Origin of the sequence: Amycolatopsis sp. WAC 01416, from assembly GCF_003947485.1 — a bacterium.
GTDB lineage: Bacteria > Actinomycetota > Actinomycetes > Mycobacteriales > Pseudonocardiaceae > Amycolatopsis.
The window spans coordinates 49,549-73,172 of record NZ_QHHX01000007.1 but is presented as its reverse complement, the minus strand read 5'-3'; the positions used below and the strand labels follow the sequence as shown (position 1 = coordinate 73,172).

General features: G+C 69.3%; 16 protein-coding genes. 6 read left to right on the top strand and 10 right to left on the bottom strand.

Annotation, left to right across the window (positions count from 1 at the left end; all coding sequences use genetic code 11):
- Positions 1-2 precede the first annotated feature (2 nt).
- Complete coding sequence (locus DL990_RS24105; protein ID WP_233599296.1) at positions 3-1,280, bottom strand: NAD(P)/FAD-dependent oxidoreductase; 1,278 nt, start codon at positions 1,278-1,280, stop codon at positions 3-5.
- A gap of 87 nt (positions 1,281-1,367) precedes the next feature.
- Between DL990_RS24105 and DL990_RS24100 the strand changes: the two genes are divergently transcribed.
- A complete protein-coding gene (locus DL990_RS24100; RefSeq protein ID WP_125789615.1) occupies positions 1,368-2,639 on the top strand; it encodes a cyclopropane-fatty-acyl-phospholipid synthase family protein in 1,272 nt (423 codons plus the stop codon).
- On the top strand, positions 2,639-3,424 hold the full coding sequence (locus tag DL990_RS24095) for a DUF1295 domain-containing protein (RefSeq protein ID WP_125789616.1): 786 nt from the start codon (positions 2,639-2,641) through the stop codon (positions 3,422-3,424). The genes DL990_RS24100 and DL990_RS24095 overlap by 1 nt, the downstream gene beginning before the upstream one ends.
- Here the strand turns inward: DL990_RS24095 and DL990_RS24090 are convergent.
- Positions 3,411-3,920 carry a DinB family protein gene (locus DL990_RS24090; RefSeq protein ID WP_125789617.1) on the bottom strand — a complete coding sequence of 170 codons (510 nt, stop codon included), beginning with the start codon at positions 3,918-3,920 and terminating at the stop codon, positions 3,411-3,413. The genes DL990_RS24095 and DL990_RS24090 overlap by 14 nt on opposite strands.
- A gap of 221 nt (positions 3,921-4,141) precedes the next feature.
- On the opposite strand from DL990_RS24090, the gene DL990_RS24085 reads away from it, so the two are divergent.
- Positions 4,142-5,446 carry a wax ester/triacylglycerol synthase family O-acyltransferase gene (locus DL990_RS24085; protein WP_199746574.1) on the top strand — a complete coding sequence of 435 codons (1,305 nt, stop codon included), beginning with the start codon at positions 4,142-4,144 and terminating at the stop codon, positions 5,444-5,446.
- A 72-nt stretch (positions 5,447-5,518) separates the two neighbouring features.
- Here the strand turns inward: DL990_RS24085 and DL990_RS24080 are convergent, their stop codons facing one another.
- From DL990_RS24080 to gltB, 5 genes are all read right to left on the bottom strand, one after another.
- Positions 5,519-6,910, bottom strand: coding sequence for a class II 3-deoxy-7-phosphoheptulonate synthase (locus DL990_RS24080; RefSeq protein ID WP_199746573.1), 1,392 nt, complete (start codon positions 6,908-6,910; stop codon positions 5,519-5,521).
- A 78-nt stretch (positions 6,911-6,988) separates the two neighbouring features.
- Positions 6,989-7,921 carry a serine protease gene (locus DL990_RS24075; RefSeq protein ID WP_125789618.1) on the bottom strand — a complete coding sequence of 311 codons (933 nt, stop codon included), beginning with the start codon at positions 7,919-7,921 and terminating at the stop codon, positions 6,989-6,991.
- Between the two features lie 128 nt (positions 7,922-8,049).
- A complete protein-coding gene (locus tag DL990_RS24070) occupies positions 8,050-9,441 on the bottom strand; it encodes an alpha/beta hydrolase (protein ID WP_199746572.1) in 1,392 nt (463 codons plus the stop codon).
- A 481-nt stretch (positions 9,442-9,922) separates the two neighbouring features.
- Positions 9,923-11,431: a glutamate synthase subunit beta gene (locus DL990_RS24065; RefSeq protein ID WP_125799981.1), complete on the bottom strand. Its 1,509-nt coding sequence runs from the start codon at positions 11,429-11,431 to the stop codon at positions 9,923-9,925.
- Positions 11,424-15,992 carry a glutamate synthase large subunit gene (gene gltB, locus DL990_RS24060; protein ID WP_125799980.1) on the bottom strand — a complete coding sequence of 1,523 codons (4,569 nt, stop codon included), beginning with the start codon at positions 15,990-15,992 and terminating at the stop codon, positions 11,424-11,426. The genes DL990_RS24065 and gltB overlap by 8 nt, the downstream gene beginning before the upstream one ends.
- Before the next feature lie 392 nt (positions 15,993-16,384).
- Between gltB and DL990_RS24055 the strand changes: the two genes are divergently transcribed.
- The 3 genes from DL990_RS24055 (at position 16,385) to DL990_RS24045 (ending at position 20,076) form a co-directional block, all read left to right on the top strand.
- On the top strand, positions 16,385-18,148 hold the full coding sequence (locus DL990_RS24055) for a hypothetical protein (protein ID WP_125799979.1): 1,764 nt from the start codon (positions 16,385-16,387) through the stop codon (positions 18,146-18,148).
- A 66-nt stretch (positions 18,149-18,214) separates the two neighbouring features.
- Complete coding sequence (locus tag DL990_RS24050) at positions 18,215-19,000, top strand: SDR family oxidoreductase (RefSeq protein ID WP_125799978.1); 786 nt, start codon at positions 18,215-18,217, stop codon at positions 18,998-19,000.
- Positions 19,001-19,011: 11 nt separating this feature from the next.
- Complete coding sequence (locus DL990_RS24045) at positions 19,012-20,076, top strand: diacylglycerol kinase (protein ID WP_125799977.1); 1,065 nt, start codon at positions 19,012-19,014, stop codon at positions 20,074-20,076.
- Between the two features lie 147 nt (positions 20,077-20,223).
- On the opposite strand, the gene lgt is transcribed toward DL990_RS24045, so the two are convergent.
- From lgt to DL990_RS24030, 3 genes are read right to left on the bottom strand one after another with little or no spacing between them, the layout of a single operon-like run.
- Positions 20,224-21,246 (bottom strand): prolipoprotein diacylglyceryl transferase, encoded by a 1,023-nt coding sequence (lgt, locus tag DL990_RS24040; protein WP_199746571.1) that lies wholly within the window; start codon positions 21,244-21,246, stop codon positions 20,224-20,226.
- Between the two features lie 29 nt (positions 21,247-21,275).
- Positions 21,276-22,445 (bottom strand): M20 family metallopeptidase, encoded by a 1,170-nt coding sequence (locus DL990_RS24035; protein WP_199746570.1) that lies wholly within the window; start codon positions 22,443-22,445, stop codon positions 21,276-21,278.
- The gene (locus DL990_RS24030; RefSeq protein ID WP_125799975.1) at positions 22,442-23,584 is read right to left on the bottom strand and encodes an amidohydrolase family protein; all 1,143 of its coding nucleotides are present in this window, start codon (positions 23,582-23,584) and stop codon (positions 22,442-22,444) included. The genes DL990_RS24035 and DL990_RS24030 overlap by 4 nt, the downstream gene beginning before the upstream one ends.
- Positions 23,585-23,624: the final 40 nt, after the last annotated feature.

The following is a 23,624-nucleotide window of genomic DNA, read 5'->3' as shown; positions in this document are numbered from 1 at the left end:
GGTCACCAGCGCACCCCGAAGTTCTCGGCCGCGCGGACACCGGAAGCGCAGCCGTCCTCGTGGAACCCCCAGCCGTGATACGCCCCGGCGAAGGTGACCATGTCGTCGCCGAGTTCGGGAAGACGACGCTGGGCGGCCACGGATTCCGGCGTGTAGACGGGGTGTTCGTAGGTCATCTTGGCCAGCACCGAACCGGTGTCGGGGGCGGTGCGTGGGTTGAGCGTGACGACGTAGCCGGTCGGCTCGTCGAGCCGCATCAGGCGGTTCATGTCGTAGGACACCTGGACCGCGCCGTGGCCGGCGCCGCAGAACGGAGTGGCGTAGTTCCAGCCCGCCCGCGCCGATTCCGCCGTCGGGAGCACGCCGGTGTCGGTGTGCAACCACGCTTCGTTGCTGGAGTACCGGAACGAGCCGAGGACGGCACGTTCGGCCTCGGTCGGCGACGCGAGCAGCTTCAGCGCCTGGTCCGCGTGCGTGGCCAGGACGACTTTGTCGAGCTTGTGCCGCGTGTCGGCGTCGTCGCGGACCTCGATCCCCCGCGCGGTGCGTTTGACCGAGCGGACCGGCGTCGACAGGTGCACGGCGGTCAGCTGCTTGGCGGCCCGCTCGACGTATTCGCGGGAGCCGCCGTCGACGGTGCGCCAGCGCGGGGACCCGCCGACCGACAGCATCCCGTGGTTGCGCAGGAACTCGAACAGATAGCGCGCCGGGTAGCGGAGCGTGTCGGTCCGGTCGGCCGACCAGACGGTCGAGACGACCGGGAGCATGAAGTGGTCGACGAAGTACTTCGAGTACCCGCCGATCGCGAGGAACGCGCCGAGCGTGACGTCTCCGGCCTCGGGCGCTTCGAGGACGCGCTTCGCGTGCCGATGGAAGCGCTTGACGTCGGCGAGCATCCGCAGATAGCGCCCCCGGGTGACGTTGCGCGGCTGGGCGAACAGGCCCTTCATACCCTTCGCCCCGGCGTATTGGAGGCCGCAGCCGTCGCAGCGGATGCTCATCGACATCTCCGCGTCGCGGGTGGCGACGCCCAGTTCGGCGAACAGGCGGAGCAGGTTCGGATACGTGCGCTCGTTGTGCACGATGAACCCGGAGTCGACGCCGACGGTGCCGCCGTGCGCGCTCGGGACGTCGTGGGTGTGCGCGTGCCCGCCCAGCCTGTCGTCGGCTTCGAACAGCAGCACTTCGTAGCGGCGTTGGAGCAGATAGGCCGCCGTGAGACCGGCGACGCCGCTGCCGATGACTCCGATGCGTTGACCCTTGGTGTGCACGTGAGGCATTCGGAGCCGGATCGGGCGAGGATTGGATCGCGTGAACCGGTGCCACATCCGACCCATCCCTTTCCGGTCCGGGAGCGAATGACGACTATGCCGAACAGTCCCGCGTCCCGCCTAGCCCCGTTCGTCGAGCGGCTCCTCGGTTGCTCCCTGCCGGTCGGTCTCCGTACCTGGGATGGCGTACGCGCCGGTCCGCCGGATGCCCCGACCGTGGTACTCCGAAACCGGCGTGCGCTCCGCCGTCTCCTCTACGCCCCCGGCGAATTGGGGCTGGCGAGGGCCTACGTCTCCGGTGATCTCGATGTCGAAGGCGACCTCGCCGACGGATTCCGCCGGATCTGGGCGCTGACCCGATCGGGTGCCCTGCGCGGCGCCAGGCTGGGCCCGCGCGAATGGGCCGAGGCGCTGCGGATCGCGGTACGCCTCGGCGTCGTCGGGCCTCCGCCCGAACCGCCCGCCGAGGAGGCCCGGCTGTCCGGGAAACTGCACACGCTGCTCCGCGACAAGTCCGCGATCGCGCACCACTACGACCTGGGCAACGCCTTCTACCAGCTGCTGCTCGACGAATCGATGGCCTACTCGTCCGGATACTGGACCTCCGACGAGGACGGCTACGGCGTCGAGCAGGCCCAATGGGACAAACTCGAACTGATCTGCCGCAAGCTCGGCCTGCGCCCGGGGATGCGGCTGCTCGACGTCGGCTGCGGCTGGGGCTCGCTCCTGGTCCACGCGGCGAAACACCACGGGGTCCATGCCGTCGGGATCACCCTGTCGGCGGAACAGCTGCAGCACGTCCGCGGCCGCCTCGTCCAGCACGATCTGGAGGATCGCGTCGAGGTCCGCCGTCAGGACTATCGCGAGCTGGCAAGCGAACCGTTCGACGCGGTCGCGTCCATCGAGATGGGTGAACACGTCGGCGAGGAGAACTACCCCGAGTACACGCGGACGCTGTTCCGGATGCTCAAGCCCACCGGACGGCTGGTCCTGCAGCAGATGTCCCGCGGCGCCGTGGCGCCCGGCGGCGGCGCGTTCATCGAGCGCTATATCGCCCCCGACATGACGATGCGGCCGTTGAGCCGCACGCTCGGGCGTCTGGAGGCCGCAGGGTTCGAGATCCGCGACGTCCACGCCCTGCGCGAGCACTACGTGCGTACGGTCCGAGCATGGGAGAAGACCCTGGAAGGCAACTGGGACGACGTCGTCGCGCTGATCGGTGAGTCCGGTGCGCGGGTCTGGCGGCTGTACCTGGTCGGCGGGGCGCTCGCGTTCGAGGAGAACCGGATGGGTGTCGACCAGATCCTCGCGGTCCGCCCGTCCGACGAGGGCTTGAGCGCGATGCCTGCCACCCGGGAGTGGTCCTGATGCCCCTCGGCGGCACCCTCGCGGTGACGGCGGGCGCGACTCTGATGGCCTTCGTCGTCACCTTCGCCGTCGCGCGGTGGCGCAAGCGGTACGACACCGTCGACACGTTCTGGGGGCCGGGCTTCGCGCTCGTCGCGCTGGTGGCGGCCCCGCTCGGGGACGGGCCGGTGGCGCTGCGCGTGGTCGCCGCGCTGCTGACCACGATCTGGGGTGTACGCCTCGGCGTCCACCTCCACCTGCGCAACCACAAACTGCCCGAAGACCCGCGTTACGTGCGGATGGCGGAGAACGCCGGGGAGAATCCGGCGCTCAAGCTCTTCGTCCGCGTGTACCTGCTCCAGGCCGTGGTGCTCTGGTTCGTCTCGCTGCCGGTCCAGTTCGCGATGTACGGCGACTCGTTCGGGCCGGCGGCGTGGCTCGGTGTCGCGGTGTGGCTGATCGGCTTCGCGTTCGAGACGATCGGCGACGAGCAGCTGCGCCGCTTCAAGGCCGACCCGGACAACAAGGGCAAGGTGCTCGACAGCGGGCTGTGGCGCTACACGCGGCATCCCAACTACTTCGGTGACGCGTGCGTGTGGTGGGGCCTGTACCTGCTGGCGTGCTCGAGCTGGGTGGGGGCGGCGACGATCCTGTCGCCGATCGCGATGACGTACACCCTGGCCAAGGGCACCGGAAAGCCTTTGCTGGAGAAGGGTTTGCGGCGTTCCCGGCCGGGATACGCCACGTACGTCGAGCGGACCAGCGGATTCTTCCCGCTGCCCCCTCGCGGCGTCACTCCCCGGTGAGACCGTCGGTCAGCTCGCGCAACAGGTCGAGGTGGCCGGCGTGCCTGCCGGTCTCCTCGATCATGTGCGCGACCACGAACCGGACGTTGACCTGGCGATCGTCGCGGAAGGGGACCACGTCGTCCAGCCCCATCCCGGCGACGACCTTGCGGCTGCGTTCGCACTCGGCCTCGTAGGCGGCGATCAACTGGTCGATCGGGGTCTGCATGGCGACCCGGAATTCGGCGTCCGGATCGACCTCCAGCGCCTCCTTCCAGACATCTTCCTGTCCCTTGAGCACGACGGTGAACCAGTACTGCTCGACGAGGGTCAGGTGCCCGAGCAGACCGGCGACGGTGGTGAGTTCACTGGGGACGAGCGGCCGCCGGGCCTGCTCGTCGGTGAGGCCCGAGCACTTCCACACGACCGTGGCGCGGAGGAAGTCGAGGAAGCCGTTCAGCTGGGTGCGCTCGTCGCCGGTGAGCGGCGGTTCGGGACGCTTCGGTTCGTCGGTCATGGTGGTGCAGTCTGCCGGTTTCCTCCGATGATCCGCTAACGAGTTACCCCGGGACGCACTGTCCACCATCTGTCGCAGAGCCGTGGTCCATGTCCGAACGCCATCCCATCGTTCGAGTGAAACCAGCGGTAATTAGCGCCGAGGAAACATGACGACCACCCGCCCGTCATGTCAGGCTGATGCAGTTGTACCCATCGCCGGAGAACCGAGAAAGGTCACTGATGTCAGGCCCTCAGCTGAGCGCACTCGATGTCGCTTTCCTTTGCCTGGAAAGCGAAACGACACCTATGCACATGGGCGCGGTGGCCACCTTCCGCCCGCACGGGCAGGTGCACGCGCGTAAGCTGACCACGCTGCTCGCCGAGCGGGCGGCACGGCTTCCGAAGCTGCGTCAGCGCCCTCGCGCCGCGCTGTTCCCGCCCGGCGCCGCCACCTGGGCCGAGGACCCGGATTTCGTTGCCAGTGAACATATTTCACATCACCACCTGAGCTCCCTGTACGAACCGGACCCGCTCTCCGCCTACGCGTCGCGCTGGATGGGACGGCCGCTCGACACCGGAAAACCCTTGTGGGACCTGCATCTCGTCACCGGCCTGCCGGACGGCGAGTTCGCGTTGCTGCTGAAACTGCACCACGCGCTCACCGACGGGGCGGGCGCGTACGCCGTCGCCGCGGGCCTGCTCGACGAGGTCCCACGCGCGACGAGGCGTCCGCACAGCGGCTCCGGACCGCCCACGCCTCGCTCCCCTGTGGACGCCGTCAAGGAAGCCGTCGGCTCGACACTGGCCCAGGCCGGGATCGCCTCTTCGGTCGTCCGCGCGACCCGCTCGCCGCTGTCGCCGATCAGCGCGCCGCCGTCGACCGAACGACGGCTCGGCCTCGTCCGGCTGGACACCACCGAGATCCGGCGGATCCGCCGGGCCCACGGCGGGACGGCCAACGACGTCGTGCTGGCGATCCTCAGCGGCGCGCTGCGCGAATGGATGATCAACCGCGGCCAGCGCGCCGACGACCGGACGCTGCGGGCGCTCATCCCGGTCAGCGTGCGCGGACGATCCGCCGAGCAACTCGGCGGGAACAAGCTGTCCGGCTACCTCTGCGACCTGCCGGTCGGCCTCGACGACCCGCTGGAGCGGCTGCTGGCCGTCCAGCGCGAGATGAGCCGGAACAAGGCCGCGGGCCCGGCCCGGGGCCCCGGTGCGTTCCCGCTGCTCGCCGACCGGATGCCGCCGATGCTGCACCGGCTCGGCAGCAAGGCCGCCGGACTGGCCGCGCCGCTGCTGTTCGACCTCGTGATCACCACGGTGCCGGTGCCGCCCAACCGGCTCACCCTCGACGGCACGAAACTCGACGGCGTGTACCCGTTCGTGCCGCTGGCGCCGCGGCAGGCGATCGGGATCGCGGTGGCGACCTACCGCGACTCCGTCCACATCGGACTTCAGGCGAACGGGGCGGCGGTTTCGGACGTGGGTTCGCTGCGGGACGGGGTGCTCAAGTCGGCCGCGAGGCTGCTGGACACCGCCTAGCGCGTGCAATGAAAGGCCCCTTCATTGCAAAATTTGCAATGAAGGGGCCTTTCATGTCAGTCGAGAGAGGCGTCAGCCGCGCAGCATCTCCGCGACCAGGAACGCCAGCTCCAGCGACTGCTGCGTGTTCAGGCGCGGGTCGCACGCGGTCTCGTACCGGCCCGAGAGGTCCAGATCCGAGATCTCCTGCGCGCCGCCGAGGCATTCGGTGACGTCCTCACCGGTGAGCTCGACGTGGATGCCGCCCGGGTAGGTGCCGAGCTTGCGGTGCACCTCGAAGAAGCCCTGCACCTCGTCCACGATCCGGTCGAAGTGCCGGGTCTTGTAGCCCGTCGAAGCCTCGTGCGTGTTGCCGTGCATCGGGTCGCACTGCCAGATGACCTTGTGCCCGGACGCCTCGACCTTCTCGACGATCGCGGGCAGCACCTCGCGGACCTTGCCGTTGCCCATCCGGGCGATCAGCGTCAGCCTGCCGGGCTCGTTGCGCGGGTCGAGGCGGCGGACGTACTCGACGGCCTGTTCGGGCGTGGTCGTCGGGCCGATCTTGAGGCCGATCGGGTTGGCCAGCAGTTCGGCGAAGGCGATGTGCGCGCCGTCGAGCTGCCTGGTCCGCTCGCCAACCCACAGGAAGTGCGAGGACAGGTTGTACAGCTTGGGGTTCGCCGCGTCCGCGCGGTCCATCCGCAGCATGGAGCGCTCGTAGTCCAGCAGGAGCGCCTCGTGGCTGGCGAAGATCTCGGTGGACTGGAGCGACGCGTCGGTGACGCCGCAGGCCGACATGAACCGCAGGCCGCGGTCGATCTCCGCGGCCAGCGCCTCGTAGCGCTCGCTGGCGGGCGAGGACTTCACGAAGTCCTTGTTCCAGTCGTGCACCTGGTGCAGGTCCGCCATGCCGGCGCCGGTGAGCGCGCGGACGAGGTTCATCGCGGCGCCCGCGTTGGCGTAGGCGCGGATCATCCGGCCCGGGTCGGGCACGCGGAGTTCGGGCTTGGCGACGAGCGAGTTGATGATGTCGCCGCGGTACACCGGCAGGCCGAGCGCGTCGGTGGACGCCGAACGCGGCTTCGCGTACTGGCCCGCGATCCGGCCGACCTTCACCACCGGCAGGCTCGCGCCGTAGGTGAGGACGACGGCCATCTGCAGCAGGGTGCGCAGGTTGGCGCGGATGTGCGGCTCGGTGTTCGACTCGAACGTCTCCGCGCAGTCACCGCCCTGCAGCAGGAACGCCTCGCCGCGGGCGACCATGGCGAGCCGGTCGGAGAGCCGGTCGATCTCGGCGGGGACGGTGATCGGCGGCACACTCTCCAGCACGCCGCGGACGCGCTTCGTCAGCTCGGCGTCCGGCCATTCGGGCTGCTGCGCGGCGGGCCGGGAAAGCGCGTCGTCGAGCCGATCACGCAGCTCGGGAGGCAGAGGAGGCAGTTCGGGGAGCGTGTCGACGGGAACGTCCACTGTCCAGTTCACCGGACCAGGATATGCCGCGCCGAAAGCCGCCCGCCCACCGGGACGAAAGTCCCAAAAGGTGGACGGGCGGCGGGTTGATCAGGCGGCCTGCGCCTTGTTGTAGAGGTTCTGCGCGTCCGTGCCGAAGTACGGGCCGAACATGTAGCCGGGCAGGAAGTTGTAGCCGAAGCTGTTCACCGAGGCCTGGACGCCCGCGCCGGTCGCCTCGCTGAAGTTGAGGAACCACGGGCCGCCGCTCGAACCACCGGTCATGTTGCAGTTCATCCCGTGGTCCTTGGTGAGCAGGAAGTCGGTGAACGTGCTCCCGCTGCAGTAGATCAGCTTCGAGCCGTCGTACGGCGCCGCCGCCGGGTATCCGAAGGTGTACATCGACTGGTTGCGCGCCTGGTTGAACGCGATCCCCTGCGCGCCGACGACGTCGGTCAGCTTCTGCCCGTTGAGCGGGTTGACCACGGCCGCGCCGATGTCGTAGTTCATGTCCTCGCTCGCTTCCCACTGCGGAGTGGTCAGCGTGCTCTTCGCCGCCCAGGTGCCGTAGGGCGTGTTGCCGTTGTTGTAGCCGGGCGCGAAGGTCCAGTTGGTGTGCCAGGCGCCCTGGTACTTCACACAGTGCCCGGCGGTGATCACGACACTGCCGTTCGCGCTGGTGACCGCGTCACCGGAGCACGACGCGTTCCGCCCGCCCATGGTGAAGAACACCCGGCCGGCGGTCTGCACGACCTTGCCCGCCCCCGTCCACGCGCCGCCACCGTTGGGGATGCTCTGGATGATCGTGCTCTCCCCCTTCGCGACGTCCTTGAGCGAAAGGGGCGGGGCCTGGACCAGCTGCTCGATCGGCACCGCCGACCGCATCCGCTCGGGCGTCCAGTAGGCCGCCACCGCCTGCGCGTCGGCCGCTGCCTGATGATGGACCGGTCCGGCGTGAGCGGGACTCGCGACCGCGGTCAGCGCCGTCACCGCGAGCCCCATGAGCGCCGCCAGGATCCCCGTCCGGGAAGCCGTCCTCTGCATGGCGTACCACCTTTCACCACCGGTGAATTGCCGTATGACTTGCACGACATTTCGAAAGTATTTGTCCTGCTACCAGGCGTACAAGCGCCCGTTCGGCCGCATCCGTGGCGACATATCGGCCAATCGGCCTAGCGGCAGTGCGAATCGGCGGCCGGGAGGACGCCGTCCCGCAGATAGCGGACGACGGTGTCGTTCCCGCAGGCGTTCTCCTTGGTGAAGACGCCGTGCCCGCCGGCGTCGACGGTGACGAACTTCGCCCGCGCGCCCAGCGCCGACCGCATTTCGCGGGCGCCGACCAGCGGCGTCGCCGGGTCGCGGAGGTTCTGCACCAGCAGGATGTTCGACGGTCCGCGGTCGTGGATCCTCACCGAAGGCTCGCGGCGCTCCACCGGCCAGAACGCGCAGGGCGTGATGTTCGCCGCGGCCGGACCGAACATCGGATGCGTCACGCGGGCCCGTTCGACCGCCTTTTGGTAGTACCGCACGCTTTCCGGCCAGTCTGAGTCGTTGCACAGCACCTGGAGCTGGAGCGCGGCGTGGTTGTCACCGTCGAGCGGACCGCCCTGGGCCTTCACCGCCGGTGCGGACCATTGCTCGGCGAGACCGGGGAAGTTCGCGTCGTCGTACAGGGCTCCCCAAGTGTCGCTTCGGATTCCCGGGCGCTTTTCCACCAGCTCGAAGAACTTCGCCGTCACCTCGGCCTGTGTCCGCCCGAGGTGGTAGACGTCGTCCCGCACCGCCGCCCAAGCCGTGAAGTCGCCGAAACGGTCGTCGAAACCTTCCGCGAAGCGTTGGTGCGCCCGGACGTCCAGGCCGTTCGGGCCGGTAAGGCTGTCCAGCACGATCCGGTCGGTGCGCGCCGGGAACATCGAGGCGTAGGCAGCACCGAGATAACTCCCGTACGAGACGCCGTAATAGGAGATCTTCCGCTCACCCAGCGCCTCGCGGATCCGGTCCATATCGCGCGCGGTGTTGGCGGTGGTCATCCGCGGCAGGAGATCCGCCGTCTTCGACTCGGCGCATTGCTTCGCCACCACACGGGACTTCGCCGCCTTCTCGGCGACGTCACGCGGGCCGTCCGCGTACGGGCCGGTGAGGATGAACCGCTGTTCTTCGGTGAGGTCGCACGTCACCGGCGTGCTGTAGGTGGTGCCGCGCGGATCGAAACCGATGACGTCGTAACTGTCGAGCAAGCCGGACTGGCCCTGTCGCTGCGCGAGTTGCGCGGGCATCGCCAGGCCGGGGCTCCCCGGGCCGCCGGGGTTCATCAGCAGCACGCCACGGCGTTTCGACGAGGTGCTCGCCTTACGGGAGACGGTGAGTTCGATGGTGCGCCCGCCGGGGTCGGCGTAGTCCAGCGGCACCTCGAGTTTCGCGCATTCGAGGCCCGCGGTCGGTGAGGGCGTCATGCCGTAGTCCGGGCACGGTGACGTCCACTTCGGTGCCGGAGCCGCTTCGGCGGTCACCGGGACGGCCATGGTCAGTGGCAGGAAAGCCAGTATCGCCAACGTTTTTCTCATGCGGAAAAGCTTGGCCTGACCGGCCGCCCTACCGCGTCGGACCGTGGCCTGATCCCGGACCTCCACCTTGGGTGGGGGCGTGCCTTACGTTGGTCTTGGGGCTCGTGAGTGGTAAGGACGGTTATTGAGGGGTAAGGCAAACGTGGCGTGTCTCGGGGCGAGACGGTGGCTGGGTGACGCGACACCGCACTCGCGTGCTCAGACCCTGATCTCGCGTGTTCAGAGTCGTAACTCGCGTGTTCAGACTCCGCACTCCCGAGTTACGTCCCCAGGCCGCCGAGGTCACAGCCGTCCCACTGTCACCAGGGATCACATCCGACGGTAGCGAAAGACTCCTTCACTACCGTCAAAGTAGGCAACGAGGCCTCACTACCAGGAGAACGCCTACGCGGGAGCGACACCGACCCCGCGCCACAACACGTTCGACTTACCCCTCAAGAGAACCGTCCTTACCACTCACGAGCCCCGACGCTGTCCGGGCTCAGACCACCGCGAGCGGCAGCGCCGTCGGGTGCACCGGAGCGGGCAGGTCCGACGCGCCGGTGAGGTAGGCGTCCACCGCGCTCGCCACCGAGCGCCCCTCGGCGATGGCCCACACCACCAGCGAGGCACCGCGGTGCGCGTCGCCGCAGACGAAGACGCCAGGCGAGGAGGTCTGCCAGTCCACGCCGCACGAGAGCGTGCCGCGTTTGGTCAGCGACAGCCCGAGCCCGTCGAGCAGCGGCATGTGCTCGACACCCTCGAATCCGATCGCGAGCAGCACGAGGTCGGCGGGCAGTTCCTCGACCTCGTCGTTGACCGGGGTCACCATGCGCTTGCCGGTCTCGGGGTCCTTGACCACGCGGACCTGCCGGATCTCGACCGCGCGCACGTTGCCGTCGTCGTCTCCGATGAACCGGGTGACCGCGACGGCGAACTTGCGCTCGCCCGCCTCTTCGTGCGCGGGGTACGTGCGCAGGATGTACGGCCAGGTCGGCCACGGCGACCGCTCGTCGTCCCTTGTGGACGGTGGCGTCGGGTACTGATCCAGCTGGGTCACCGAAAGCGCGCCCTGACGGGTCGCGGTGCCGTACGAGTCGGCCCCGGTGTCACCGCCGCCGATGATGACCACGTGCTTGCCTGCCGCGTCCACCGCCGACGGGCCGTCGCCCTCGACGTACTTGTTCGCCGGGACCAGATGTTCCATCGCCAGGTGGATCCCGGACAGCTCGCGACCGGGCGTGGTCGTGTCGTCGCGGCCGCGCAGCGCGCCCACGGCGAGCACCACCGCGTCGTAGCCCGCGCGGAGTTCCTCGACGGTCAGATCGACGCCGACCTCGCAGCCGGTGACGAACTTCGTGCCCTCCTTGCGGAGTTGCGCGAGCCGCCGGTCGAGGACCTTCTTCTCCATCTTGAACTCGGGGATGCCGTACCGCAGCAGGCCGCCGAGCCGGTCGTCCCGTTCGTAGACGGTCACCTCGTGGCCGGCGCGGGTCAGCTGCTGCGCGGCGGCGAGCCCGGCCGGGCCGGAGCCGACGACCGCGACCCGCTGACCCGACGAGACCTCCGAGATCTGCGGCTGCACGTAGCCCGCTTCCCAGGACTGGTCGGCGATCGTCTGCTCGACGCGTTTGATCGCCACCGGGCCGCCGGACAGCGGCGAGACCGACAGGACACAGCCCGCCTCGCACGGCGCGGGACACAGCTTCCCGGTGAACTCGGGGAAGTTGTTGGTCGCGTGGAGCCGGTCGCTCGCCGCGGCCCAGTCGCCGCGGCGCACCAGGTCGTTCCACTCCGGGATCAGGTTGCCCAGCGGGCAGCCGGAACCACTGGAATGACAGAACGGGATGCCGCAGTCCATGCACCGCGTCGCCTGTTCGCGCACCTGTTCGTTGCGCTCGGCGGGCTCCACGTCGGCGTACACCTCGCCCCAGGTGGCGAGACGGTCGTCTTTGGACTTCTTCTTCGGCTCTTCGCGTTCGTATTTCAGGAAACCCGTCGGATCAGCCACGAGCGGCCTCCATGATCGCTTCGTCGACGTCGCGGCCCGCGGCACGCGCCGCCTTCGCCGCGTCAAGGACACGCTGGTAGTCGCGGGGCATCACCTTGGTGAACGCCGCCGAGCGACGGGGCCAGTCGCCGAGCAGCGACGCGGCCACGGCCGAGCGTGTGAGGTCGTAGTGCTTCTGCACGGTCTTCTTGAGCCAGGCGAGATCTTCCGAGGACGGGGCCAGCAGGTCGACCATTTCCTCGTTGACCTTGCCCCGGTCGAGGTCGAGCACGTAGGCCTCGCCGCCGGACATCCCCGCCGCGAGGTTGCGCCCGGTCGGGCCGAGCACCACGGCCTGCCCGCCGGTCATGTACTCGAAGGCGTGGTCGCCGACGCCCTCGGCGACGACCACGGCACCGGAGTTGCGCACGCAGAACCGTTCGCCGACCTGGCCGCGCAGGAACATCTCGCCGCCGGTGGCGCCGTAAGCAAGGGTGTTCCCGGCGATGGTCTGGCCTTCCGCGGCGAACTTCGCGTCTGGATGCGGGCGCACGATGATCCGCCCGCCGGAAAGGCCCTTGCCGACGTAGTCGTTCGCGTCGCCGACCATGTCGAGCGTGATGCCGCGCGGCAGGAACGCCCCGAGCGACTGTCCGGCGGAACCGGTCAGCATCACGTGGATCGTGTCCTCCGGCAGGCCCTCACCGCCGTAGCGGCGGGTGATCTCGGAGCCGAGCAGTGTGCCGACGGTCCGGTTCACGTTCCGCACCGGCAGTTCGAGCCGCACCGGATGCGCGTCCTCCAGCGCCGCCTCGGCGAGCTGGATCAGCGTCCGGTCGAGCGCGTGCTCCAGGCCGTGGTCCTGCGTCCGCGTGCGCCGCTTCGCCCCGCCGTACGGAGTCTCGGTCGGCATCTCGAAGATCGGCGAGAGGTCGAGGCCGGAGGCCTTCCAGTGCTCGATCGCGTCGTCGGTGTTGAGCATCTCGGCGTGCCCGATCGCCTCGTCGAGGGTGCGGAAACCCAGTGCCGCCAACGTTTCCCGGACCTCTTCGGCGACGAAGCGGAAGTAGTTGACGACGTGGTCGGCCTGGCCGGTGTACCGCTTGCGCAACTCCGGGCTCTGGGTCGCGACGCCGACCGGGCAGGTGTCGAGGTGGCAGACGCGCATCATGACGCAGCCTTCGACGATCAGCGGCGCCGTCGCGAAGCCGTACTCCTCCGCGCCGAGCAGCGCGGCGATGACGACGTCCTTGCCGGTCTTCATCGCGCCGTCGACCTGCACGGTGATCCGGTCGCGCAAACCGTTGAGCAGCAACGTCTGCTGCGTCTCGGCGAGCCCGATCTCCCACGGTGTCCCCGCGTGTTTGAGCGAGTTCATCGGGGAGGCGCCGGTGCCGCCGTCGTGGCCGGAGATCAGCACGACGTCGGCGTGCGCCTTCGACACACCCGCCGCGACCGTGCCGACGCCGAGCGAGGAAACCAGCTTCACGTGGATGCGGGCGTTCTCGTTGGCGTTCTTGAGATCGTGGATCAGCTGGGCGAGATCCTCGATCGAGTAGATGTCGTGGTGCGGCGGCGGCGAGATCAGCCCGACGCCGGGCGTCGAGTGCCGCGTGCGCGCGATCCACGGGTAGACCTTGTTCGGCGGCAACTGCCCGCCCTCACCCGGCTTCGCGCCCTGCGCCATCTTGATCTGGATGTCGTCGGCGTTGACAAGGTACTCGCTCGTGACACCGAACCGGCCGCTCGCGACCTGCTTGATCGCGCTGCGCCGCGCCGGATCGTAGAGCCGTTCGGGGTCTTCCCCGCCCTCACCGGTGTTGGAGCGGCCGCCGATGCGGTTCATCGCGATGGCGAGCGTTTCGTGTGCCTCGGCCGAAATCGAGCCGTAGGACATCGCGCCGGTGTTGAAACGTTTGAAGATCGCCTCGACGGGCTCGACCTCGTCCAGCGGGACGGGTTCGCGGGTACCCGCGCGGAAAGAGAACAGCCCGCGCAGCGCGCCGCCCTCGCGGTAGAGACGGTGCACCTCGTCGGAATACTGCTTGTACACCTCTTCCCGGCCGGTCTTCGTCGCGTGCTGCAACAGGAAGACGGTCTCGGGGGTGAACAGGTGCAGCTCGCCCTCGCGGCGGTACGCGTACTCGCCGCCGGTCTCGAGTCCGCGGTGGACCCGGTCGGTCGGGTTGTCCGGGTACGCGCGGCGATGACGGACGGCGACCTCTTCGGCAAGCACGCTCAGGCCGACACCGCCGAGCTTCGACGACGTCCCGGTGAAGTACTCGTCGAGAAGATCCTGGGCGAGGCCGAAGGATTCGAAGACCTGCGCCGCGGTGTACGCGCCGACGGTCGAGATGCCCATCTTGGACATGATCTTCAGGACGCCCTTCACGAGCGCCTTGACGTAGTTGCGGAGCGCGGTGGCGGGCTCGATCCCGGTGATGCCGCCGGTCGAGATCATGTCCTCGATGGTCTCGAAGGCCAGGTACGGGTTCACCGCGGCGGCGCCGTATCCGAGCAGCAACGCGATGTGGTGAACCTCGCGGGCATCGCCGGTCTCGACGACCAACGCGACGCGGAGCCTTTCCTTGGTACGCACCAGATGATGGTGGACCGCGGAGACCAGCAGCAGCGACGGGATCGGCGCCATGCGATGGTCGGAGTCACGGTCGGACAGCACGAGCGTGCGCGCGCCCGCCGCGATCGCTTCGGAGGCCTCACGCCGGACCCGTTCGATCGCGGACGCCAGCGCGTCGGCCCCACCGTCCACTTCGTACAGTCCGGAAAGGACACTGCACGCGAAGCCGGGGAGGTCGCCGTCGTCGTTGATGTGGATCAGCTTGGCGAGTTCGTCGTTGTCGATCACCGGATACGGCAGCTGCACGTGACGGCAGGAGGCCGGACCGGGGGCGAGCAGGTTCCGCTCGGGGCCCATGATCCGGCTCATCGAGGTGACGAGCTCTTCGCGGATCGCGTCCAGCGGCGGGTTGGTGACCTGCGCGAAGTTCTGCTTGAAGTAGTCGTAGAGCAGCCGCGAACGCTGCGACAGCACGGCGGGCGGGGTGTCGGACCCCATCGAACCGATCGGCTCGGCCGCCTTGACCACCATCGGCGCGAGCAGGATCTTCAGCTCTTCTTCGGTGTAGCCGAAGGAAAGCTGGCGCCGCAGCACGGAATCGTGGCTCTGCACGATGTGGTCGCGGTCGGGCAGGTCGGCGATCTGCAGCAGACCGGCGTGCAGCCAGCCCTCGTACGGGAGTTGCTTCGCCAGCTCCGACTTGACCTCTTCGTCGTCGACGATCCGGCCCGCCTCGGTGTCCACCAGGAACATGCGGCCGGGCTTGAGACGCCCCTTGGCCACGACGTCCTCGGGGGCCACGTCGAGCACCCCGGCCTCACTGGCCAGGACGACACGGTCGTCGGCGGTGCGCCACCAGCGGGCGGGACGCAGGCCGTTGCGGTCGAGCACCGCGCCGACGAGCGTGCCGTCGGTGAAGGTGACGCAGGCCGGTCCGTCCCACGGCTCCATGAGGCTCGCGTGGAACCGGTAGAACGCACGACGCTGTGCGTCCATCCCTGTGTGGTTCTCCCACGCCTCGGGGATCATCATCAGCACCGCGTGCGGCAGCGACCGCCCGCCGAGGTGCAGCAGCTCCAGCACCTCGTCGAACGAGGCGGAGTCCGACGCGTCGGCCGAGCAGATCGGGTACAGCCTGGTCAGATCGCCGGGGATGAGGTCCGATTCGAGCAGCGCCTCACGGGCGCGCATGCGGTTGCGGTTGCCCCGGATGGTGTTGATCTCGCCGTTGTGCGCGACGAACCGGAACGGATGCGCCAGCGGCCACGACGGGAAGGTGTTGGTGGAGAACCGGGAGTGCACGAGCGCGATCGCGCTGGTGAGCCGGGTGTCGGTCAGGTCGGCGAAGAAGAGCGGGAGCTGCTCGGGGGTCAGCATTCCCTTGTAGACGATGGTCCGCGAGGACAGCGACGGGAAGTAGGTGCCGCAGCCCGCGGTCACGCTCTCGTTCTCGACGCGTTTGCGGAGACAGAAGGCGAGGCGGTCCAGTTCGAGGCCGCCGGGGTGTCGGCCGCCGGTCTCGTGGGCGGCGACGAACAGCATCGTGAAATGCGGCATCACCGAACGCGCCGTCGGGCCGATGTCGGCACGATCGGCGTACACCGGGACCTCGCGCCAGCCGAGGACGTCGAGGCCCTCTTCGGTGGCGATCCGCTCGATCAGGGCGACGGCCTTGTTCCGCTCCTCGCCGTCCGAGGGCAGGAAACCGATCCCGGTCGCGTAGGTCTGGTGACCGTCGGCGTCCGCCTCGGGCAGGATGAAGTCCACTTCCGCGCGCAGCAGCTCGTCGGGGAGCTGCACCAGGATGCCCGCGCCGTCGCCACTGGTCGGCTCCGCGCCGGCGGCACCACGGTGGTCGAGGTTCGTCAGCGCGGACAGGCCGTCGGTGACGATGCCGTGCGAGCGCCGCCCGCGGACGTCGGCCACCATGGCCACACCGCAGGAGTCCTGTTCGGATTCGGGATCGTAAAGGCCCTGTTTGCCTGGAATGGCGGAGAAGATCATGAAGGGACCTCCTTCGTCGTCTGTGCTCAGCGGCCGGACGGGGCCGGCCGGGGGAATGCGCACGGGACGACGATGGCCCGTTCGTTAGCGCGACTTTAACACCTGTGAAACACGTCGGCATCAGTTCGGTGGGCGCGAAAGCCCCTCGATGGGTAACGATATGGACGCCCGGAACGACACAGTTCCTGATGAGGTCACAGTAGTTCGTTCCGCTAAGTATATGTCTTGTTCCGGGATGTCACGAGACGCGGTGACGCGACCCTAGTCACTCCGGACGGCTTCCGCATCCTGGAGCCCGGCTGAGCCGTCCGGCCCAATTCCGCCCGTCGCGGTAACTTGCCCGCCCCCTTGATCGACAAGCCGGTGGAATCATCACTTCACCAGGGGGATCGTTGATCAAAATCGCTCGAAGACCCGTCCTGCTCGGAGCCGCCACAGTGGCGTTCTCCGCACTGCTCACGGCCATGCCCGCATCGGCCACCACCGAGACCTCCGAGTCGTCTCAGGGTGTCCACACAGACGTGTCGTCGCCGACGAAGACCTTCACCACCACCGGGAAGGACGTTCCGGTGGGCGCGTGGCAGGACCGCGGGTTCCACGCTTCGAAGGCGTACTTCACCTTCGACCTACGCCCGTACCGGGGCGCCGTTGTCGGACACGCGGAGGCCTACGCGACCGAGACCGCCGCCAACGACTGCGCCAAGCCGCGCGCGACCGAAATGTGGGTCACCGACCCGGCGACGGCACCGACCTGGTTGCGTCAGCCGAAGGAACGCGTCAAGCTCCCAGGGCCCGGCGCACCGGCAGGCTGCCTGAGTGACCGCGTCGAATGGGACGCGGCGCAGGCCGTCTCGGCCGCGCTCGCCGCGGGCGCGGAGTCGGTGACCTTCACCCTGCGGATGCCGGACGATCGCCGGTTCGACCCGTCCTACGGCAGGCGCGTCGCGAACCGTCTACAGCTCCACCTCGACTACAACCGGCCTCCGTCGGCCCCGGCGAACCTGATGGTCGGCCACCGACCCTGTGGCACGGACCCGGTGTACACGCCGGACAACCCCGTCCAGATCACCGGCGTAGTGGACGATCCGGACCGGTCCCCGGTCGCCGCCAAGGTGACGATCTGGCCCGTCGACGATCCCGCGAACCGGCGGGAACTGGGTCCGGACTCCGCCACCACGGCACCGCACCACGCCTTGTTCCGGCTCCCTGCCGATTTCGTCACCGACGGCCGCGTGTACCAATGGACGATGCAGGGTGTCGACAGTGTCGACAGTGGGCTGACCGGCCCCGCCAGTGCGCCCTGTTCCTTCATCGCGGACCGGGTGGCCCCCTCCACCGGACCGGTCGTGACGTCCACGGACTACCCGAACGACGGCGCGCCCCACGGCTTCGTGGGGGTCCCCGGCAAGTTCACGATCGACGCCAAGGGCGATCAGGACGTCATCGGCTTCGCCACCGGCAACGGTTACGTCCCGGCGGACCGCCCCGGCGGCGTGGCCACCGTCCAGTACACGCCGGCGGAGCCGTTCGACGCCTTCAGGGTGTGGCCGGTCGACCGGGCGAGCAACTTCGGCCCGGGCACGCACTACGGCTTCTCGGCCCGGTCTTCGAAGCCGGGTGTCCGATTCGATGTCGTCGACGTCAACGCGGGCGAACCGGTGCGGCTCGACTTCACCCCCGGCGCGATGCCCGGCGTCGTCGAGTACGTCTACAACTTCGGCGCGGCCGGTGATGTCGTCGTTCCCGCCGGACCGGACGGCGCGGCGACGGTCACGGTCACCCCGGCCCGGCCTTGGGCCTCTCTGACCGTTTCGGGCCGGACCCGTGAAGGCTGGACGTCCGAGCGCTGGGACGGAATGGTGGAACTCGGGAACGGCACACCGACCGTCTCCAGCTCCACGTATCCGGCGGACCGGCCGGGCGGCGGCGTCGGCGTGCCCGGCGACTTCACCTTCACGTCGACGCGGCCGGGCGTCACGGGCTTCGTGTACACAGTGGACTACGGCGAGGCCGTCCCGGTACTCGCGCAGAACGGGACGGCGACGATTTCGCTCACTCCGGACAAGGCCGGCTACCACAACATCGAGGTGACCTCGACCAACGCGGACGGCAGTGCCAGCACTCCGCGACGGCACGTGTTCATCGTGAACGGCTAGCTCGCGTCGGGCCCTCTTCCCGGCGAAGCAGGGCCCGACACACTAGAACGTGTTACAGTTCCGCGCATGATCCTGGACCGTTTCCGGCTCACCGACCAGGTCGCCGTGGTCACCGGCGCCGGCCGCGGGATCGGCGCGGCGACGGCCGTGGCGCTCGCCGAAGCCGGCGCCGACGTAGTGATCTCGTCCCGCACCGAAACCCAGCTCGACGACGTCGCGGCCCTGGTCGCCGCCACCGGCCGACGCGCCCACGTGGCGCCCGCCGACCTGAGCGACCCGGCCGCCGCGGGCGAACTGGCGAGGATCGCGACGGCGGAGTTCGGGCGGCTCGACCTGGTGGTCAACAACGTCGGTGGCACTTATCCCCGGCCACTGCTGGAAACCACCGCCGAGTTCCTCGAAGAAGCCTTTCGCTTCAACGTCTCCACCGCGCACGCGCTGACCGTCGCGGCGGCACCGTCCTTACTGGAGTCGGGCGGATCGGTCGTCAACATCTCGTCGGTCATGGGCCGCGTGACCGGCCGGGGCTTCGCCGCGTACGGGACGGCGAAGGCCGCGCTGGCGCACTACACCCGCCTCGCGGCGGCCGACCTCGCGCCGAAGGTGCGGGTGAACGGGATCTCGGTCGGCTCGGTGGCCACCTCCGCGCTCGAAGTGGTGGTGGGCAACGACGAACTCCGTGGCCGGATGGAGGCCGCCACTCCCCTGCGCCGGATCGGCGAGGCCGAGGACATCGCGGCCACCGTCGTGTTCCTGGCGTCGCGGGCGGGCCGGTACGTCACCGGCAAGATCATCGAAGTCGATGGTGGATTGCAGGCCCCGAACCTGGAACTGGGCTTGCCCGATCTGTAGGAGGCGACGCCGTGCGCGTGGTCCAGTGGAGTACCGGGAACGTCGGCCGCCACGCGCTGGCCGGGATCGACGCCCGCCCCGACCTCGAACTCGCCGGGGTCTGGGTCTCGAGCGAGGACAAGGCCGGCGTGGACGCCGGGGAGCTGGCCGGACTCGACCGCCCGCTCGGTGTCTCCGCGACGACCGACGCGGACGCGCTCATCGCGCTGAAGCCGGACTGTGTCGTCTACACGGCGATGGCCGACGACCGGCTCGTAGAGGCCGTCGAGGACCTGAAACGCTTCCTGCGCGCGGGTATCAACGTGGTGTCCAGCAGCCCGGTGTTCCTCCAGTACCCCGAAGGCGTCGTCCCCCCGGAGATGATCGAGCCGATCCGGGAGGCAGCCCGCGAAGGCGGCGCTTCGCTGTGGGTCAACGGTGTCGACCCAGGTTTCGCCAACGACTGGCTACCGCTCGTGCTCACCGGCGTGTGCGAACGGATCGACGAGGTGCGCTGCCTGGAGATCCTCGACTACTCCACGTACGACAACGGCAAGGTTCTGTTCGACATCATGGGCTTCGGCCGCGAGATGGACGACCTGCCGCTGTTGTTGCAGCCCGGCGTGCTGTCGCTGGCCTGGGGCAGTGTCGTGCGGCAGCTCGCGGCGGGACTCGACGTCGAACTCGACTCCGTCGAGGAGGTCTACGACCGACTTCCGGCCCCGGAGACGTTCGAGATCGCTTCGGGGACGATCAAAGAGGGGACTGCGGCGGCGCTGCGGTTCGAAGTGCGCGGCATGCGCGGCGGGCGGGCGGTGTGCGTGCTGGAGCACGTCACGCGCCTGCGCGGCGACCTCGGGCCGGACTGGCCGCAGCCGACCGGGCAGGGCTGCTACCGCGTCCAGGTGACCGGAGAGCCGAACTACGTGGTGGACCTGCGCCTGGTCGGCACCGACGGCGACCACAACACGGCCGGGCTGAAGGCGACCGCGATGCGGCTGGTGAACGCGATCCCGGCGGTGGTGGCGGCTCCGCCGGGGCTGCTGACGGCGCTGGACCTGCCCTTGGTGACGGGACGGGGCCTGGTCTCCCCCTGACGTGCTGGGCCGTGAGGTCCGTGAAGGGGGCCTTCACGGACTTGGGGGCTGGGGCTGGGGCTGGTCGGGCGAGGCGTGAAGGTCGAGTTTCCTCGGCTGAGCCGAGGGAAGGGGGCCTTCACGTACTTCGACGGCGAGAGCGGAGCGCTACTTCTCCGCCTCGGGCTTCGGATCCTCGGTCGCCTTGTCGGCGGCCGAGTCCCGGACGGTGTCCGGAGCCGCGGCCACGTCGGCATGTTCTTCGGAAGGCTCCGGAGAAGCCTCTTCCCGTGGCACGTCCTTGCTCCACAGCGTTTCCGGCGCCTCCCTCGGCCCTCGCTTGGCGGCCAGGACGAAGTACGCGACCGCCGCGACGAACAGCAGGATCGAGGTCCACACGTTCACCCGCAGGCCGAGGATGTGGTTCGCGGTGTCGGTCCGCATCATCTCGATCCAGAACCGGCCGGCGGTGTACCCGGCGACGTAGAGCGCGAACACGCGGCCGTGGCCGAGGCGGAACTTCTTGTCCGCCCAGATGATCAGCAGCGCGACACCGAGGTTCCAGATCAGTTCGTAGAGGAACGTCGGGTGCACCGGGCTGTCCGGCAGCGGGACGTGCCCGATCGCGATGCCGTTCAGGAAGTCGTCCGGGTTGGTCGGGTTGTAGCGCTGGTAGATCTCCAGTCCCCACGGCAGATCGGTGTGCGCGCCGTAGAGTTCCTGGTTGAAGTAGTTGCCGAGCCGCCCGATGGCCTGTGCGATCACGATCCCGGGCGCGAGCGCGTCGGCCATCGCGGGCAGCGGGATGCCCCGTCGGCGGCAGGCGATCAGCGCGCCGACGACGCCGGTCGCGATGGCGCCCCAGATGCCGAGGCCGCCGTCCCAGATCTTCAGCGCGTTGATCGGGTTCTTGCCCTCGCCGAAGTACAGCTGGTTGTCGGTGATGACGTGGTACAACCGCCCGCCGACCAGGCCGAACGGCACGGCGAAGACGGCGACGTCGATGACGGTGCCCTTCGTGCCGCCGCGGTTCACCCAGCGCCGCTCGCCCAGCCAGATCGCCACGATGATGCCGGCGATGATGCAGAGCGCGTAGGCACGGATCGGGACCGGCCCGATATGCCAGACGCCCTGGTCGGGACTGGGGATGGTCGCGAGGAACGCTGCCGAGGCGGTATTCACGTCGGCCACCGTAGCGCTTCATCGACTTCTTGGGGGCGTCAGCCCTCGACGGCGGCCAAATAGCCCGCGATCAGCGCGGACGCGACGTGGCCGACCGCGGTGTCCGGCGGCAGGAACAGTTCGTCGTGCAGGCTCGGCGCGCCCGCGGTGTCGCCGAGGCCGACGAACATCATCAGCCCGCGCGTCGTCCCGCAGTAGTGCGCGAAGTCGTCGGCGCCGAACGACCGGAAATCGGTGTCGACGCCCGCCCCGGCGCGGACGAGCCGACGGTGCGCGTGCTGGGTGAGCCCGGCGTCGTTGTGCAGTACGGGTTCGCACGGGCTGATTTCGAGCTCCGCCCGGCAACCGTGTGCCTTCGCGGTGCCGTGGACGACCTCGGCGAGCCCCTCCAGCGCGAGATCGCGGTCGTCGGTGCGCATCAGCCGCAGCGAACCGGACAGGCGGGCCTCGTTCGGCACGACGTTCGCGGTCGCCCCCGCCGCGATCCGGCCGACCGAGCAGACCGCGCCGAACACCGGGTCGACCCGGCGGCTCGCGAGCTGCTGCAGGCTCACCACGATCTGGCTGAGCGCGAGGATCGGATCCCGCAGGAGGTGCGGGTATCCGGCGTGCCCGCCCTGGCCGCGGACGACGACCTCGAACTCGTCGGTGGAGGCGTTGACCGGCCCCGGCACCACCGACACCACTCCCGCCGCGAGCCGGGGCTGGACGTGCGCGCCGATGACGGCCTCGACGCCGTACTCGGTGAGCACGCCGGATTCGACGATGTCCAGCGCGCCGGACGGCGACGTCTCCTCACGCGGCTGCAGGAGCGCCAGCAGCGGCCGAGGTACCCCGACGACGGCCGCCGCGCGGCAAGTGGCGACGAGCGCGGCCATGTGCACGTCGTGCCCGCACGCGTGCATCAACGGCGTCTCCGAAGCCCACGGGACCCCGGTGCGCTCGGTGACCGGCAGCGCGTCCAGTTCGGTACGCAGCGCCACGGCCGGTCCCGGCCCGGTGCCCGGGAACAGCACCGCGCGTCCGGTCTTGGCGACCCGGACTCCTTCGTCGGCACCGAGCGCCTCGACGAGCATCCGTGCGGTGTCTTCTTCGTCCCCCGACGCGCGGGGATCGGCGTGCACCCGGTGCCGCAGCTCGATCGCGGAGGGCAGCTCCGCCTCGACGGCGGCCTCCCAGCGGTCCTGCAGTTCGTCCAGTTCCGTCATGTCCCCTCCAGCCCGTAAACCCGTTCGGCGTTGCGGTGCCCCACCAGCGCCGCTATCCGATGCGCGTCCACTTCGGACAGTACGTCCGCGGTGAGCCCCGCGTACAGGAAATCCGACAGTCCCTGCCGGAACAGCGCGGTGCCGAGGTGGTACAGCTCGGCCAGCCCGAACGCGTCCGTGGAGAACAGCAGCTTCCCGAACGGCACGATCTCCATTGTCTCCGCGATGATCGCGGGCGCACGATGACCGGCGTTGTGCGTCGCGAGTCCCACGTCGATGAACACGTGCTCGAACACCTGCGCCAGATACGCGGCGTTCCGGTGGAAGGGATAGTTGTGCAGCAGCATGATCGGCACCCCGCGTGACCGGGTGGCCCGCAGCAGCCCGGTGAGCAGCAGCGGATCGCAGCGGTGCAGGTCGACATCGGAGTCGCCGAAGCCCACGTGGAACTGGATCGGCAGGGCCAGGTCGACGCCGGTCCAGATCAGGAACCGGTGCAGCACCTCGTCCGCGAGCCGGACCGGTTCGCCCGCCTCGATCCGCGCGAGCCAGCGGCCGGCCGCTTCGGCGACTTCGGTGTCCGTCGGCCGCTCCCCCGACAGGTCGAGGCCGACCCGGTAGGCGGCAATGGACTTGAACCCGACGGCCGTCGTGGCGCGTTTCGCCAGTTCCCCGGCGAAGGCCGAGGCGAATCCGGCCGCGGTGGTGGATCCGATCACCGCTTCGGCGACCTGTTCGAGCCGGACGATGTCCCGCGCGCGGGCGCCGGACAGGGCCGCGAACTGCTCGGTCGTGGTCAGCGTGTCCGGCAGGAAGCCGCCGTCGAGCAGGAATTCGGTCGTGCCGGTGGCGCGCAGGAACCGCGCGTTGACCTCGGTGGCGCCCAGTTCGGCGCGGCGGGCCAGATAGACCTCGGCCGGGACGTGCGGCGGCAGGTCGAGCACGGGCGCGCAGCGGGCCCGGACCGCGAGCCCGATCAGCGAGTCGAACAACGTCGTGCCCAGCGACGAGACGGTGTCGGCCTCGGTGAGCAGTTGTTCGAACTCGATCCGGCCGAGATCGCCGGTGACGACGCCGTGGCAGTGGTGGTCCACCAGCGTCGTCCGGGCGACGAACGGCAGGATCGGGGTTCCCGGCATGAGCGCGTCCCTTCTCGTGGTCGGCGAGTGCGGCCCCACC

What these genes read in the sequence shown, in the direction of transcription:
- DL990_RS24105 (WP_233599296.1), bottom strand. Translation starts at nt 1,280, where the DNA reads ATGCCTCACGTGCACACCAAGGGTCAACGCATCGGAGTCATCGGCAGC.
- DL990_RS24095 (WP_125789616.1), top strand. Translation starts at nt 2,639, where the DNA reads ATGCCCCTCGGCGGCACCCTCGCGGTGACGGCGGGCGCGACTCTGATG.
- DL990_RS24030 (WP_125799975.1), bottom strand. Translation starts at nt 23,584, where the DNA reads ATGCCGGGAACCCCGATCCTGCCGTTCGTCGCCCGGACGACGCTGGTG.
- DL990_RS24090 (WP_125789617.1), bottom strand. Translation starts at nt 3,920, where the DNA reads ATGACCGACGAACCGAAGCGTCCCGAACCGCCGCTCACCGGCGACGAG.
- DL990_RS24085 (WP_199746574.1), top strand. Translation starts at nt 4,142, where the DNA reads ATGTCAGGCCCTCAGCTGAGCGCACTCGATGTCGCTTTCCTTTGCCTG.
- DL990_RS24035 (WP_199746570.1), bottom strand. Translation starts at nt 22,445, where the DNA reads ATGACGGAACTGGACGAACTGCAGGACCGCTGGGAGGCCGCCGTCGAG.
- gltB (WP_125799980.1), bottom strand. Translation starts at nt 15,992, where the DNA reads ATGATCTTCTCCGCCATTCCAGGCAAACAGGGCCTTTACGATCCCGAA.
- DL990_RS24100 (WP_125789615.1), top strand. Translation starts at nt 1,368, where the DNA reads ATGCCGAACAGTCCCGCGTCCCGCCTAGCCCCGTTCGTCGAGCGGCTC.
- DL990_RS24050 (WP_125799978.1), top strand. Translation starts at nt 18,215, where the DNA reads ATGATCCTGGACCGTTTCCGGCTCACCGACCAGGTCGCCGTGGTCACC.
- DL990_RS24075 (WP_125789618.1), bottom strand. Translation starts at nt 7,921, where the DNA reads ATGCAGAGGACGGCTTCCCGGACGGGGATCCTGGCGGCGCTCATGGGG.
- DL990_RS24070 (WP_199746572.1), bottom strand. Translation starts at nt 9,441, where the DNA reads ATGAGAAAAACGTTGGCGATACTGGCTTTCCTGCCACTGACCATGGCC.